The sequence below is a fragment of the Vagococcus lutrae genome (assembly GCF_003987555.1).
Lineage (GTDB): Bacteria > Bacillota > Bacilli > Lactobacillales > Vagococcaceae > Vagococcus_A > Vagococcus_A lutrae.
The window spans coordinates 13,722-30,050 of record NZ_NGJW01000011.1 but is presented as its reverse complement, the minus strand read 5'-3'; the positions used below and the strand labels follow the sequence as shown (position 1 = coordinate 30,050).

General features: G+C 37.2%; 12 protein-coding genes and 1 riboswitch. Of the genes, 5 read left to right on the top strand and 7 right to left on the bottom strand.

What is annotated here, in order from left to right:
* Positions 1-91: 91 nt before the first annotated feature.
* The 3 genes from CBF33_RS07920 to CBF33_RS07910 all read left to right on the top strand — a co-directional run bounded on the left by CBF33_RS07920 (position 92) and on the right by CBF33_RS07910 (position 3,049).
* Complete coding sequence (locus tag CBF33_RS07920) at positions 92-388, top strand: hypothetical protein (RefSeq protein WP_126763176.1); 297 nt, start codon at positions 92-94, stop codon at positions 386-388.
* A 64-nt stretch (positions 389-452) separates the two neighbouring features.
* A riboswitch (Lysine riboswitch) is annotated at positions 453-631 on the top strand.
* Between the two features lie 96 nt (positions 632-727).
* Positions 728-2,299, top strand: coding sequence for an ABC transporter permease subunit (locus tag CBF33_RS07915; RefSeq protein ID WP_126763173.1), 1,572 nt, complete (start codon positions 728-730; stop codon positions 2,297-2,299).
* 15 nt (positions 2,300-2,314) lie between these two features.
* A complete protein-coding gene (locus CBF33_RS07910) occupies positions 2,315-3,049 on the top strand; it encodes an amino acid ABC transporter ATP-binding protein (protein WP_023606668.1) in 735 nt (244 codons plus the stop codon).
* Positions 3,050-3,274: 225 nt separating this feature from the next.
* On the opposite strand, the gene CBF33_RS07905 is transcribed toward CBF33_RS07910, so the two are convergent.
* The gene (locus CBF33_RS07905; protein ID WP_126763171.1) at positions 3,275-3,895 is read right to left on the bottom strand and encodes a 50S ribosomal protein L25/general stress protein Ctc; all 621 of its coding nucleotides are present in this window, start codon (positions 3,893-3,895) and stop codon (positions 3,275-3,277) included.
* Positions 3,896-4,168: 273 nt separating this feature from the next.
* Entirely contained in the window at positions 4,169-4,702 is a 534-nt protein-coding gene (locus CBF33_RS07900) for a TIGR01440 family protein (protein WP_126763161.1), read from the bottom strand.
* Positions 4,703-4,791: 89 nt separating this feature from the next.
* On the opposite strand from CBF33_RS07900, the gene CBF33_RS07895 reads away from it, so the two are divergent.
* Entirely contained in the window at positions 4,792-6,528 is a 1,737-nt protein-coding gene (locus CBF33_RS07895) for an ABC transporter ATP-binding protein (RefSeq protein WP_126763159.1), read from the top strand.
* Positions 6,525-8,276 (top strand): ABC transporter ATP-binding protein, encoded by a 1,752-nt coding sequence (locus CBF33_RS07890; protein WP_126763157.1) that lies wholly within the window; start codon positions 6,525-6,527, stop codon positions 8,274-8,276. The genes CBF33_RS07895 and CBF33_RS07890 overlap by 4 nt, the downstream gene beginning before the upstream one ends.
* Before the next feature lie 131 nt (positions 8,277-8,407).
* Here CBF33_RS07890 and CBF33_RS07885 read toward each other — a convergent pair whose 3' ends face one another.
* Genes CBF33_RS07885 through CBF33_RS07865 form a run of 5 tightly spaced genes read right to left on the bottom strand, consistent with a single transcriptional unit; the run spans position 8,408 to position 16,151 of the window.
* Entirely contained in the window at positions 8,408-9,565 is a 1,158-nt protein-coding gene (locus tag CBF33_RS07885) for a class C sortase (protein WP_170167772.1), read from the bottom strand.
* Positions 9,549-10,436, bottom strand: coding sequence for a class C sortase (locus CBF33_RS07880; protein ID WP_170167771.1), 888 nt, complete (start codon positions 10,434-10,436; stop codon positions 9,549-9,551). The genes CBF33_RS07885 and CBF33_RS07880 overlap by 17 nt, the downstream gene beginning before the upstream one ends.
* A gap of 60 nt (positions 10,437-10,496) precedes the next feature.
* A complete protein-coding gene (locus CBF33_RS07875) occupies positions 10,497-12,020 on the bottom strand; it encodes a SpaH/EbpB family LPXTG-anchored major pilin (protein WP_126763151.1) in 1,524 nt (507 codons plus the stop codon).
* A 2-nt stretch (positions 12,021-12,022) separates the two neighbouring features.
* The gene (locus CBF33_RS07870) at positions 12,023-12,814 is read right to left on the bottom strand and encodes a pilin N-terminal domain-containing protein (protein ID WP_126763148.1); all 792 of its coding nucleotides are present in this window, start codon (positions 12,812-12,814) and stop codon (positions 12,023-12,025) included.
* Position 12,815: 1 nt separating this feature from the next.
* Complete coding sequence (locus CBF33_RS07865) at positions 12,816-16,151, bottom strand: SpaA isopeptide-forming pilin-related protein (RefSeq protein WP_126763146.1); 3,336 nt, start codon at positions 16,149-16,151, stop codon at positions 12,816-12,818.
* Positions 16,152-16,329 lie beyond the last annotated feature (178 nt).

Here is a 16,329-nt window from a genome sequence, read left to right as displayed (position 1 = left end):
ATTTATCGTAGATTTCATGACAAATACTAAATAACGTGGTATTATATGAATGAAAATAAGCTACGGTCTAACAACAAGAGGGGTGAAAAAAATGGTTGCGTTTATCATTTATTGGGGAAGTATTTTAATCAACATTGCTTGGTTAGTGTTGAGTGTCGCTTTTTCTATTTATTATCTAGCTAAAAAAGAAAATGGAAACCTATGGGCGTTCGCTTTCTTTAATGTTTTAGCTGCAGTTTACTTAGGTATTATTTTACTTGTTTATAAAACTTGGGACTTCAACATCACGATGTATAGCTCTTTAATCCAAACAATGATTTTTGCTAATTTAGTATTAACAGTTTTACAAGCTATTCTAGGTCGTCAACCTAAAGTAAAAACAGCTTAATTTTATTTTCATTTGACAAGCTTACACTTTTAAGCTATCATGACAGATAATTGAATATGCCTCATGATGAGGTAGAGGTCGCGATGATTAGGAATCTTAAAAAAGTTCAGAGGGAACGTTTGGATTTTAAGAGGAGGGAAAGTCGCCGAAATGAATGTTAGCCTCACTAACATTTGTTGGGACAACAGTTGATAGCTGTTGGACTGTCTCGATTTGTGAAAGTCGAGTTGCGCTATTTTTGTCTAAAGGCAGAAAAGAACATGCAAATGCAAGACCTTATGAAGATGTCTATCATCCTCGTAAGGTCTTTTTTTGTATGATAGATAAAGGAGAATAATTATGAATAAAAAACAGTATCGCTACTTACTTATGGCTCTACTCAGCCTGATTGCTTTCTTGCCCCTAACCCTTTCAGCTGCGGAAAATGATGGTGTTTTTCGCGTCGGGATGGAAGCCGGTTACCCCCCTTTCAACTGGACACAACAAACAGATGAAAATGGTGCCGTTCCTATTCAAGGGTCACAAGAATTTGCCGGCGGCTATGACGTAGAAATTGCAAAACGTATCGCTGAAGGTTTAAATAAAGAATTAGTCATCGTTAAAACTGAATGGGATGGTCTTTCTCCTGCTTTAACATCTGGAAAAATAGACGCAATTATTGCTGGTATGTCGCCAACTGAAGAACGTAAAAAGAGTATCGATTTTTCTGATGTCTATTATCAGTCACATCTCGTTTTGCTCGTTAAAAAAGGTGGCCCTTTTGAAGAAGCAACCCGTTTAAGTGATTTCAAACAGGCTAAAATTACCGCTCAATTAAACACGTTTCACTATTCTGTGATTGACCAAATTCCTGAAGTCGATAAACAGACGGCTATGGATAACTTCCCAGCGATGCGCGTCGCTTTAGAGTCAGGTGTTATCGACGGTTACGTTACTGAGATGCCTGAAGCCTTAACTGCTGCAAATGCTAATCCTAATTTTAAAGTCGTATCATTTGAAGACGGTGAAGGTTTTATTACAGAACCTGAAGACACTGCGATTGCTATTGGTGTAGCAAAAAATAGTCCGCTCACAAGCGAAATAAATCAAGTGTTAAGTCAAATTTCAATCGATGAACAACAAGACATTATGGAAAATGTGATTCAATCACAACCAGATAACAGTGGCACTCAAAACTGGGTGGTTAAAATAATGAAAGAAAATGGCAGCATGTTCTTACGCGGCGCTGGTGTGACACTCTTTATTTCATTAATCGGAACAGTCGTCGGTACATTGATTGGTTTGGGAATCGGCGTGTTTCGTACCATTACTTTACCAAAATCTGGAATTAAACGCGTCTTATTAAAAGCTCTTAATATTTTCTTCAATGTTTATATTGAAATATTCCGTGGTACGCCGATGATTGTCCAAGCAATGGTCATCTACTATGGGACAGCGCAAGCATTTGGAATTGATTTAAATCGAATTTTAGCAGCCCTCTTCATCGTATCGATTAATACGGGTGCTTATATGACCGAAATTGTCCGTGGTGGTATTTATGCTGTGGATAAAGGACAGTTTGAAGCAGCTCAAGCAATTGGTATGACGCATGGCCAAACGATGCGTAACATCGTGTTACCACAAGTCATCCGTCACATCTTACCAGCAACAGGTAATGAATTTGTTATTAATATTAAAGATACATCCGTCTTGAATGTTATCGCCGTGTCAGAATTATTCTTCCAAGCGAAAACAGTTGCAGGAAGTAACTTCCGATTCTTTGAAACATTCTTCGTCGTTTGTGTTATTTACTTCGTAATGACGTTTACAGTCACTCAAATTTTAAGACGTGTGGAAAAACGCTTAGACGGTCCAGATCACTATGCACCTTATGCCAATCAGATGCAAGTTCAAGAGCCCACACAACGCTAGAAAGGAAGAAATTGAATGAGTCGTTTATTAGAAATTAATCAATTAGAAAAATACTATGGTGACAATCACGTCTTAAAAGGCGTGACGCTCCATGTTGAAAAAAGTGAAGTGGTGACCATTATCGGTTCCTCAGGTTCTGGAAAATCAACATTATTACGCTGTATTAACTTATTAGAAGAACCTTCAGCTGGGGAAATCTTATTTAAAGGCGAAAACGTGCTAGCCAATCATTATAATTTACCAGAATATCGTACACATCTTGGCATGGTGTTCCAACACTTTAACTTATTTGAAAACTTAAATGTGTTAGACAACTGCACGGTCGGCCAAATAAAAGTCTTAAACCGGTCGGAGGAAGAAGCAAAACAAGTCGCATTAAAAAACTTAGAGCGCGTTGGTATGGCAACTTTTGCTAACGCAAAAACCAAACAACTTTCCGGCGGACAAAAACAACGTGTCGCTATCGCTCGCGCTCTTTCAATGGACCCTGACTGCTTACTCTTTGACGAACCAACCTCTGCTCTCGATCCCGAAATGGTCGGCGAAGTTCTGGACATTATGGGTGAATTAGCTAACGAAGGTTTAACTATGGTCATCGTGACACACGAAATGGGCTTTGCCAAAGAAGTTTCTGACCGAGTCATCTTTATGGATCAAGGTGTTATCGCAGAGGAAGGACGACCTGAAGATATTTTTCAACAGCCTAAAGAAAAACGAACACAAGAATTTTTACAACGTGTTCTCTCATAACAATGATACTTTAACCCCACAATCCTGTATTGTGGGGTTTTCCACATTATCCACAAACGATGTGGATAACTATTCATTTGTTTTTCCACTTTTTATCTCTCGTCTTTTCTATTTTACACATGGTTTTCCCCATAATTCACAAGTTGTGCACAACTTCCTGTGGATAAGCTGTGGATAATAAAAAAAGTGTGTCGTCTAATTGACGACACACTTCTATAGGTAAACTTATGCTTCTTCTTTATCTTCACCAATAACTTCAGGCTCTGCTGCTTCGCCATCTGTTTCTGGCTCTTCATGAACTTCTGGTTCTGTAACAGATGCGATTTGTTCTTCTGCTTCTGTAACAATTGTAAAGTCTTCAAATTTAGGTAAGTCAGCTACGCTAATGCTATCGCCAATTTCTAAACCTGACACATCTACTTCTACTGTTTCTGGTAATTTATCTGGAGTTGCTGAAACAACCACGTTGTATAATGTTTGAGTTAACACACCGCCAGCTTTAACCCCTGGAGCGTCGCCAATTAAGACGATTTCTGCTTCAACTTCTGTTTCTTCACTCATGTCAACAGCTAGGAATTCAACGTGAACCCAGTCTCCGTTAAATGTATCCACTTGATAATCATGTACTAATGTTGGAACTTTTTTACCTTCTAATTCTAAGTAATAAACAGCGTTAGCACCATTTTCGCGGATTGCTTTTGATAGTGCCATTGCATCAACCGATAAAGATGTGTTTTCAACATCGTTACCATAAACGACACCAGGTACGCGTCCTTCTACACGTAATTGTTTACGGATAGAACGTGGACGAATTGCTCTTCTTTCTACTTTCAATGTTACTGCCATGTTTATTCCTCCTCATAGTCATATAAATAAGCTCGTATTGGCAATGTTACAATTACTTGAACATGGCGTACCAAAACGAACTTCACTTATAGTTATAGAGATCTTTACAGATCATGAGAGGCGAGTGTAAAATCACACTTAAACAATATGTTAGTCTTCACATGTTGTTTGCTCATCGTGGCCTTTATTAGAAAATAAATAACCACACTATAATATAAGCTTATACATCTAGGCTACGTCATTCCGAACAGAAAGTCAAATAAATACCCTTTTTTAATAACTAGCTCGAGCGCCACCTATTAATTTAGGTCGAGAACTTAACGCTGTAACGTGTGCATGCCCTAGTTGTTGAGTAGATAGGCGGATAGGGACAGCAACATGTTTAATGTGCATGCCAATCGCTGTATCACCGATATCTATCCCTGCTTTTGCCTTAATAAACTCTACCATTGTGGGTTCATTAAAATAACGATAGGCAGCCGTCGCAGCGGAGCCTCCTGCTGATAGAGTTGGAACTACTGACACTTCCTCCAAATCATGTGTCATCGCCTGTTTCTCAATAACAAGCGCACGGTTTAAATGCTCACAGGCTTGTACGGCTAGATACACTTTTTCTTTTGCTAATTCTTCATAAAGCGTCTTAACAATCACTTCTCCTACTTCCGCGCTTGAACCTTTGCCAATCTGCTTGCCTACTACCTCACTACTGCTACATCCAAGTACGCAAATATCTCCTGCTGTCAGTTCTGCTTGCTGTATGAGTTCTTGAATCATACTGCGGACATCTTCGTCTAGATTTTTTAACATCGCTCTTCCTCCTTTATATCTGTTTACTTTAAATCTATCACAAACTAGCGTAAAATTATAATGAAATCGATACTATAAAGGAGTTTACTATGCGCATTTTATATCCTTATTTAAAACCTTATCGCAAAGAACTATTTCTAGGTCCTTTTTTCAAGCTACTCGAAGCCATTTTTGAACTACTGTTACCTATTTATATGGCGAAACTCATTGATGAAGGAATTCGACTAGAAAATTGGGGCCGAGTTAAAGAGCTATCCCGTCACATGTTATGGTTTACTGTGATTGGCTTAGTCTGCGTGCTAATCTGCCAGTATTATGCAGCAGTCGCCTCTCAAGGATTTGGTACAGACTTACGGAATGGCGTGTATCAAAAAATTCATCGCCTCAGTCCAACAACGTTAAATCATTTAAGTCCTTCTTATATGACAACGCTCATGAACAATGATATTAATCAATTACAACTAGCACTGGCTATGTTAATCCGGTTAGTCATCCGGGCACCTTTTCTCAGCATTGGCTCGATTGTTATGGCTTTTTATATCGATCCGAAAAGTGCCTTGATATTTCTTACGATACTCCCAATATTTTCATTCGTCCTATTTTTCATCATAAAAAAAACAGTGCCCATGTATCGACACGTTCAAACGAAACTTGAATCTTTAACCGCGTCAATTGATGAAACTTATAGCGGCGTGCGCGTCATTCGTGCCTTTAATCGTCAAGAAAAACAAACACAGCAATTACATGACGTCAGTGATGACTTAGCTCGCGCTTACACACGTGTAGCCAATGTATCCGCCCTTCTTAATCCATTAACCTTACTTTTGATGAATCTGGGCATTGCCTTACTTATCGTAAATGGTAAGGGGCAATTTCAACTAGGCGCGCTGCAACAAGGAGAAGTAGTCGCCTTAGTTAACTATATGATGCAAATGTTACTCGCTTTAATAGTCGTTTCAAACTTAGTGGTTATTTTTACAAAAGCCGCTGCTTCTAAACAGCGTTTAACCGTGCTACTCGAACAAGAAGAGGAACAAAACACCGATTCTTTCCCAGAAAATCTGGCAAGCAAATCGATTACAAGTGATATCCCTATCTTCGAAGCAAAAAATCTTTCTTTTCGTTATCAAGAAGAGGGGCCGACTGTTTTACAATCTCTGGATTTTACACTGAAACCAAAGACATTCACAGGAATTATTGGGCCAACTGGTAGTGGGAAGTCTACGCTTGCTGCTGTCTTAGCTCAGCTGTACGCACCTACAGAAGGGACTTTGATGTATCAAGGACATCCTATTCAGGATTTACATCGCCCCACTCTCATGCAGCAAATTCGATTAGTTCCTCAAAAAAGCAATTTAGTTAAAGGGACTGTTCGAGAAAATTTACTTTGGGGAAAAGCAGAGGCAACAGATGATGAACTTTGGCGCGCTTTATCTCTAGCAGAAATAAAGGATGAGATTCTTTCACATCCTGGTCAACTTGACGGAGACGTCGCTGAATTTGGACGAAACTTTTCTGGAGGACAACGTCAACGACTGGCGCTCGCGCGTGCATTAGTGGGAGAACCAAGCGTTCTTATTTTAGATGACACCTTAAGCGCTCTTGATGCTTTGACTGCCCAACGTGTCCAACATCATTTATTAACCCTAACAGACACGACGATTATTATGATTTCCCAACGATTGGCGCTCATGCAAGAGGCTGATTGGATCATGACAATGAAACACGGAAAAATTATCGACCAAAATAAACCAGAGATTTTAGAAACCACGTCCTCTTTTTATCAAGAAATCAAACAATCACAGCAAGGAGGAGATGAGGCATGAGACAATCAGTGTTAAAACGTTCTTCTATTTTAAAAGAGCTACTTGCTCCTTATCGTCTCTCGCTTTTTGTCACCATCTTTTTCGGGATTATAAGCGGCACGGCAACCGTGTTAATGACGTATTACATTGGACTCAGTATTGATGCTTTGTCGCTACCCAATAGCTCGCAACCTTTTTCTCAAGCACTACAACGTTTCTTGCTGTGTTTACTACTGGCAAGCACTACTCAATGGCTCTTAATGCGCTTAGCAAATAAAATCAGTTACCAAAGTGTGACAACTTTGCGAAAAAAAGGGCTGGATAAACTACAACGTTTACCTGTTTCCTATTTTGATTACCATTCAAAAGGCGACACTATCAGTCGGTTTACGAATGACTTAGATTTTGTCGCAGAAGCGCTCATTGGAACGATTACCATCGCTTTTTCAGGCATTTCATTAATTTTGGTCGCAATTGTGATGATGTTTAAATTGAATAGTTGGTTAGCCCTATGCGTTATCGTAATGACTCCTTTAATGTTCATCACGACATGGACGATTGCTACGAAAAGTCAACAGTCGTTTAAAGAACAACAACAAATAGTCGGTCGTATGACAGGATTCATGACCGAACGCTTTGCTGACATGACATTAATTAAACTCTATCAACAAGAAAAAAACAGTACTGAGCAGTATAGGGAAATGAATCATGCTTTACAACATGCTGGTCAACGCGCACAGTTTATCTCTTCATTGAGTAACCCATTATCTCGCTTTATCGACCACTTAGGCTATATTATCATCGGTTTTGTCGGTGCCTATCTCATCTTTTTTACATCGTCGACTCTTACAATTGGTATGATGACGACATTTATTATTTATGCTAATCAGTTTACAAAGCCATTCATCGAGCTATCGGGCTTAACGACACAAATTCAAAGTGCCTTAGCTGGATTAAATCGGATTGAAGAACTTGTAAACAGTCCAGATGAACCTGCATATCCTAGTAAATCGATACTGCAGCCAGAGCAAGTTAGAGGAAAAGCGGTATTTGAACAGGTCGATTTTCAGTACTATGAACACCAACCTTTGATTGAGAATTTTAATTTAAAAGTCGCACCGGGTGAAACTATCGCCATAGTTGGTGAAACCGGCGCAGGTAAAACTACCATTGTCAATCTTCTCATGCGCTACTATCCTTTAACACGTGGAGAAATCTATGTGGACGATGTTCCACTATCTCAACTATCGCAAACACAATTACGCTCTTTATTCGGTATAGTGTTACAAGAGACATGGTTACATCAAGGCACAATTTTAGAAAATTTAACGTATGGTCAGCCTAATGCTAGTCTAGAGGATGTTAAAAAAGGGGCGGCTTTAGCTCAAATTGATGCTTTTATTGAGCAACTACCGCTTGGCTATGACACCCCTGTCAATAGCCAGCACTTAACACTATCAGAGGGACAAAAACAACTGCTGAGTATCGCTCGAACGATTATTGCTAATCCACCTATGCTTATACTAGATGAAGCAACCAGTTCTGTAGATACAATGACCGAGCTTGCTATTCAACGAGCATTTCAAGAGATGATGAAAAATAAAACCAGCTTTATAATCGCACATCGTCTCTCAACGATTAAACAAGCCGATAAAATTCTCGTCATGTCGAAAGGTCAAATTGTAGAAGTTGGCTCTCATGAAGAACTAATGACAAAAACAGACGGTTATTATCGTCGATTGTATGAAACACAGTTACGTGGGGATTAAGAAAAATTGGCTCTATAATTTAAAGGACTGATGAATCATTTTCTGATTCATCAGTCCTTTATAATAATCATTTATATGTGTATCACTTATATTATGTATCAATTACTCTAAAAAGACCGTCATATTTGAAATCAGACTTTATTTTGATTTAATATAATTAATTCCCAACCGTCTTTTTTCAATTCAAATACTGATTGACGTTTCAAATAAAACATGGGCATATTTTGTTTTGAACTTTTAATCCCTGTCTTTACTTTCGGACCATTTTCAACTTTAATTTGATATATTCCACCTGGTAAATTCTCAAATTTTACGTGACCATGACTATTCTGATGTCCAATCCAAACCAAAGGCTCCCCGTTACGATATACTGGCTTTTTTCCTCGATAATCATACAAGGTTACACGTGAAGGTTCTATCTGTTCTTCATGTTTCACTTGAATCTCTAGTGTCATACTCTTTTTAGATAAATAATAAGCCTTTATTCTTTTTATCATCATACTACCTAATAGTATCACGATACAGAGGACACCTACTATAATCCCAATACGTTTTAATTTTCTCCACTGATCTCTCTGCTCTTTTTCCTTTGCCAACTCTGGTGTATAAGGCACACGGTGTCCTGTCACAAGTAAACGATGTGTATTTATCATGTAGGGGGTACACGTGAGTAAGGTCATTTTATCTGCGCCCGGTTCAATTGCTAAAACAGATGTTTCCTCGGGGAGAACCGTTTCAATACTATCCACTTCATATGCCAAAGTATCACCCAAAACTTCCACTAAAAATATGTCGTTTAACTTTAATTTAGGGAGATTAGTAAAAAGCTCTCTGTCTGGCAATCCTCGATGTGCAGAAATCACCGAGTGAGTGCTATCGCCACCTACCGGAAATGATGTTCCTTCTAAAACACTTGCTCCATGCTCTAGCAAATATGGGGTTGTTTTATCAAACAACGGCATTTCAACAGCTAGTTTTGGTATATTTACTTTTCCAATAACATGTTCACGCAACTCTGCATCTTTTTTTATAGCTACCTGTTCTTCTTCAAATGGATCACTTCCTGGATGTAATCCTTCTTTTTTTATTCTTTCATTTTCTTTTTGATACTTTTCTTTTTTTTCTATAAAATCTTGATGTTCCTTTTTTTGATATCTCATAACAGTATATTCTGCTATTAAATCGTTTAAAGCATTAACGTAAAATGGGTACAACATAATTAAAAAGCCCACTAAAAATACAATAAGCATACCGATTTGAGAAATGATACGCTTATTTCCTTTTTTCATCTTCATATCCCCTTTTGTCTTCTTTTATTAATACCCTATTTCGAAGCCACCATATAAAGAAAGTAAATACGATCAAAATGATTAACAAAAGAAGGTAATAATCTTTCTGTTGACTTTTTTTAACTGAACTTATTTCTTCCTTCGCTTCGTCTTCTGTATAAGGCACACGATGTCCTGTCACAAGCAAACGATGTGTATTTATCATATAGGGGGTACATGTCAATAATGTCATCATATCTTTTCCCTCTTGAATGACTAAATCGTCTGTTTCCGTCGGTAGTACTTCTTTTATACTATCTATTTCATACTTCATAGTTTTATCTAAATTATTCACTAAAAAATAGTCGCCAACTTTCAATTTTTCCAAGTCAGTGAATAATTTTTTCTCAGGAAGTCCACTATGACTTGTTATCACACTATGTGTGCTATAGCCTCCAGTTGGATACGAGGTTCCTTGTAACAGAGTTGCTCCTTGTTCTAACAAATCATCTGTCGTTTCATCAAATAAAGGTAAGCCCACCGAAATTTTAGGAATATAGACGGATCCTATCAAGTGCTTTTGATAATCTTCTTTTGATAACGGTCTATAGTCGGACTCATCGACATCAAACATATCTTCGGTAAGTCCGATTACTTGTTTGGTAGCAGTCTCTCGCGCTGCTTTTTTTTCTTTACGTAGTCGTGCTTTTTTTTCTTTTAAAAATTGATCGTTTGCTTCTTTTTGTACCGTTTCAACCATCTGATTCGCATAGTAGGTGTTAATCGCATTCGCTATAAATGGATAGAAAAAGATAACAGCGCCTGTAATAAATAACAATACAATTGTGGCTGTCAGCACATGGTTGACCGCTTTATTTGGTTTAGTTGCCACGTTCATCCTCGCTTTCTTGTAAGAAAAAGACTACTTCTTCTGAAGTAGTCTTTAAGATTTCTAAACGTTTAATTCTTTATGCTTTCGTGACCAAGCAAATGCTCCTAACATCATCGCACTTCCTAAGACTAAGAACGCGATAATTCCTGTGCCACCTGTTGAAGGTAAAATACCTTTAGGTGTGTTTTTAATTTCTTGTAACTCAGCAGTACCGTATTCTCCATGTTTAACTATAAAATTGACATCTTCTTTTAACTTCACATATTTATCACTTGGTGCTTTTGTTTCTTCTAATTGGTAGTTTCCATCTAACAACCCTTTAACAGAAAACTCACCGTCTTCATTCGAAGCAACTTTAGTCGCATTCTCTAAATTATCAACCCATTTTTCAAAAACATATTCTCCTGTCGAACTTACATCATCGTAAAATTTTGCATATTTACTATCCTGTTTTACGACAAATTCTGCTCCTTCTAATGGGTTCTCATTATGAGCATCTTGCTTAACAAACTTTTTACCACTAGTTACAACTGCCGGTGGAGGAGTTATTTCTGTTGTTGTTTCATCTTCTGGACCATTAGAAACAATGACAGAAGCGTTATTCTCGTGCTTCTCATCCGGATTAACTTCTGCTGTTAATTTCATATCATAGGTTACAAATAGTTTCTTACCAGCATAACTTTTAACGTTGTCATTTAAATCAAAAATAATCTTAAATCCATTTTCATTTCCTTCTTCATCTTCTTCAACTGTATAATCTTTTCCTGGGGTTAATCCATCAATTTTAATAGTACCAGTCAAATATTCTAATCCTTCAGAAGGTGTATCTTTAATCGCGTATCCTGTAGTAGATTCATGCGTAATATTGGTTGGCACGTTGATAGTCAATTTATAGTTCAACGTATCTCCTGTTGTAACATTAGGGTATTTTACACCATTGACTTCAACTTCCGTTAATCCTTTATTCGTCATTTCCTTTTTATTTTCAGCAGACTCATTCTTAGGATAGACATGGATATCTCTATTTAAATCTTTGTTGTCATTTTTATAGATTGGCATTGCTAATACGATAGGGGCTGCAATTTTTGTAATCGTTGGCTTATTCGGTGTCTTAGTTTCTAAGAATAAATAAACCGCATCTTTTTCGCCTTGCTTCATCGCGACATTTTTAAACGTTGCCTGTCCATTTTCTTGCGTCACTTCTACCTTAATAATTTTTGATTGGAGAGCAAGTTTATCTGGCGTATCGATAGCTGTTTTTTGAATTTGCTCAATAACGCTTTTTTGAGCTTCTTCCACATTTTCAGAAGTTTTCGCTAGCATCTCATGATAAATATCAGTAATGTTATACATTGTAAATTCGACACCATTTAATGCTTCTCCAGCAAAATCAGGCATTTCTTCTCCAGTGTTCAACACGGTTTCCTTTATTCCGTTTTCTTCAAAGACTCTCTTATGTAGCGTAATATTAGCTTCTGTAGCCTCTTCTGGTTCAGTTGCTTTGACCGATACAACACCTGTCAATAATGGCAATACTAACATTGCTACAAAACTAGCAGTCAATGTTTTTAAAATCTTTTTCATATTTAAATCCTCCTATGTTTCTTTTTTATTTTTTTATTTCTTAACCCTATAACTCCAACACTTACCACGATAACAAATCCAATCAATGTTATCGCTGTTTTAGCTTCCCCAGTTTGAGGAAGCAATGAAGGCTTATGAGGTTTAGGACTTGGGGTAACTGGTTTATTAGGTGGCGTTTCCTTCACTCTATAACCATAATTTTTAGGATAAAGATGAATCTCTGATAAATAGCTTCCAGGTTGCATTGGATTCTCAACTGGAAAAACGATCAACATTGGAGCAGCTGGATGCTCAATCTTTTCCCCATTGATAAGTGGTGCATCCTCTTCTACTATTAAAATCGCTGGATTTTCTACCTCAGGGATAGTGAACTCAAAACGTCCCAGACCGGATTCTTGATTTATCGTTTTTGTTTTGATAGAGCCTAATTTTTGAGAACCAGGAAGTGGATGATGGGTTTCATCTAAATCCCAAGCTAATACTTCTTGTTGAATGTCTTCTAATGACCGTGTTTTAAGTTTCTCAGCGAGTGGCAACGTCACATCATATATACCAAATGTGACGTCGTTCAATCCATACGTATCACTTTCATTCTCGACTTCTCGTTGTAACCCGTCATTCTCTGTGTAAGATGGACGAGCATTTGGATTTTTGTACATGCGTTTATGAATATAAAGCGTAGCACGATCTTCATTTATAACTGATTGATTGGCCGCATTCACACGGAAATCCATCATAAACAACAAGCCTAATAAGAAAGGAAGAAACCATATTTTATAAGTTCTTTCTGTCATGTTAAGCCACCTCCTGACGATTTCGCCATAGATAATAGCCCATAACTATCATACCCGTCACCAATAATATCGCGCCTACTTTCTTGAAGGTTTGATACCCAGTGCCGCCAGTTGCGGGTAAAATACCTTTAGCCGTATTCGTGACTTCAAGGTGAATAATATTACCTTCTTCCGTCAGCACATTTTGCAATAATTCATCATCTATTGTAACCTTTCCAGTATCTGAAATGACAATCTTAATTGGTTTTTCAAGCAAGACATAGTGAGAATTCACTTCGACTTCTTCTAATGTGTATTCACCTGGCTTTAATCCTTTAAAAGTAAACGTATTGCCTTTTTCACTCGACTCGTCGGCAGCTTGTTTTTTGTCATAATCTTTTCCTTTTAATTGAAACGTCACATTAGGAACAGGTCGACCATACTGATCTTTTTTCTCAATTTGAAGTTGGAAATCTTTCAAACGATTTACAAGAATGCTATTTTCAGGTAACCCCTTGAATGACAACTCACGACTAGTTTCATCTTGTACTATCTGGAAATGAATGTCTTCCATAGCTTGGTAGCCTATAAGAGGTGTTGTTTCTTTTAATACATATCTTCCTATCGGTAATGAGCCGAAATTAATTTCCCCTTTAGAATCTGAGGTTACTTCTTTTCCAATAGACTCAGGACTTCCTTCTTCATAAAGTATAAAACCAACATTAGCTAGAGGCGTCTCGCCGTCATGTCCCACTTTTTTAAGTTCTAAAGGCAAGTACTTCAGTTCATTGATCACCGTCATTGTTTCGTTCGACTTCGTTTGATCAATGGCCTCATGTGAATACTTTGGTTTTTCATAACCTGCAACTCCTGTATTTTTATCATTCACTCGTTCTTCTACACGATACTCATATTGTTTATTACCCGAACGGAAAAGAACCTCTTTAAATTCATGTTTAAACTCTGTTTCTGACTTATCTTTCGATAGACTAACACGCTGATTTGGAACATCTTCCCATTTTCCATTACTACCTTTTTCACGTCGTTGTAATTGTATAATGATATCTTGTCTTTTTTCCCAAACATTTTCTTGATCATCCCAGATTTTTTTCACTAAGAGAGAGCCTTTTTCAGGTCTGACGCGTACAGAAGGCACTGCAAAGCCAAACGATTGTGTTTCATTGGCTGTCTGAGCAAATGTAGGTCCGTTTGTCGGATAAAATTGATTATCGTAATAGTCTTCTTTTAACTTCACCGTATAGTTCAAACGATAGCCGTGCCGTTGTGTCAATTCTTTCGCTCCTGATTTGGCACTCGCACTTAAGGTAAGATTTGAGACATTTATTTGATTGTTTTGTGAATCGATTTTTGCGTCTTTTGCATATTGTGGAGCATTGGTAGCTGTCGCTTCCACAGCTCGCAGTTCCTTGCTTCCGTCTAAAATCAAAGCAGAAGATTTAACTGAGCCTTCCACCAAGTCAACGTACTCACTCATTGGATCTACAATCTGACCTTTCTCGAAAGCAGGTTCTGGCTCTAAAATATTCCCTTTAATAATGTTTAAAACCTCATTTAGTTCTTGTGCATCATTAGCATTCCCCTTAAAATCCGGTCCAGCTGCACTCAATACAGTGTTGGCATTTTCGTTATTAACACCAAATGCTATAGAATATTTTTTAGAGTTAACGTCTAAGGTGTTATAAATATTCCTAATGTATTTAGCATTGTCGTTTGCTATTTTTGTGATATTCGATGATCCTTCCCTTCCATCTCCATAGTAGATTGTATCAGACCACTTATTCTGAAAATCTTGTTTTGCACTCAAAGTTTCCACATACCTTCGAAGCGGGTCTTTCGGTCCAAATGTTGCCATACCATCTGTCAAAACGATTATATGTTTTTCTGCATCTGGTCGTGCTCCCTTTGTTGAGTCTATCAAGAGTTTCGCCCCTGCATCTACACCAATAAACGTTGGTGTTCCAGATCCATATAAAGGTTTGGCTGTCAGTATTCTGTGATTTACAAGTAAGTTCGAATTTTTTGTGAAATATTGATTATTACTAAAATAAGAAGTTTCATAAAATATATTTTTTGTGTTATTCGAGACCCAAGTGGACCCGAAAGAGGCCAGTCCCATTTGTATATCATAGTTATCTTGGTCATTCAAGAGTCCCTTGGAAAATGTCTCCATCGCATTTTTTAGGACATCCCATCTTTTTGTGATATCCCACAAATTGTTCATTCCAGCATTCATACTATCAGATTTATCGATGACAAAAACAACATCGACTTTTTTCTTTTCTTTAACAGCATCACCTATAATGTCTAATTGTATATCAAATTTTGTAGGGTCATCTTTTCTAGGTTTTACGGTTTTCTTCGTTTCTACTCCTAAGTTTTCGTTTGCTTTCGATACATTGTAGTGATGATAACCGTTAGCAAAGTTTAGATTTCCTTTTAAGATATTTTGCGTTACCGGTCCGCTACCCGTGTAATGTTCCCCAAAGCGAAAGTTTTTTGTAGTGATTTCTTCGTTATCCTTATAGGCTGCTTCATTTCCATTTTGAAGTAAGTAATTATTACTGTGATGTTTAGGATATGTTCCTTTTTCTTCTTTAGGTGAAGATTGTTGATCAAAATATTCAAACAAGTCTTTATAGGTTCTCAAATCAAATCTCTCGAGAGAGGGTTGGGCACTTCTGAAGTTATTGTTTGAACCACTATAAAACGCAAATTCTTCTTGACTTATTTCATCTTCTCCAACTTCTTCGCTAGTTATTAAATTTAAATTTTCTTCAGCTTCGGGAGCGGCGTCATCATCAGAGTCACTAACGTCGTCCTCTTTGTTTGCTTCTTTAGCTGTATCATTTTGTGATTGAAGTTTAACATTAAGTGGGAGTCTCGTTTCTACTCCATGTAATGTTAATACTTCTTGTTGTTTCTCTTCTAAAGGTTGATATTTAACTGGCACTTCAAACACGATATCATCTACAAAATCTTCAATATTTTCCACATTTAACGTGATTTGTTGATTATCAGCTTGTGCTTGACCGATTAACTCTCCTTTAGAATTCGAAACTGATATTTCTTGATTGGAGACGTTAAACGGTTCACTAAGTGTCAAACGAAGATTATTCCCATTCATTTTACCTTGAATCTTCAATCGATACTCTTGATTTTTTTCAATTTCGTTCACTTCTGTCTCAGTACCATCGATTAAAGACAATGAGACATTCTCTAATGTTGTTTCTGCCTGAGTGTTAGATAATGTTTCTGCTAAAACTGCCGCTGGTGATAAAACCGATTGCATTAATAAGAGCAGCAAACTCACATAGGTTATCCACTTATGTTTCTCCATTAAATCTCTTCCTCCATTTTTTATACGTTAATTATTGAACAAACCCTTAATTTTAAAGAGTTTCATAACAAAAAATTAGCGTAACCTTTACTATTTATGGTATGATAAATCTTAATAATAATCTTTTTTGTGTTTAATAATTTGAAATATTTATATCCTTTTAAAATATCCCTTCAAA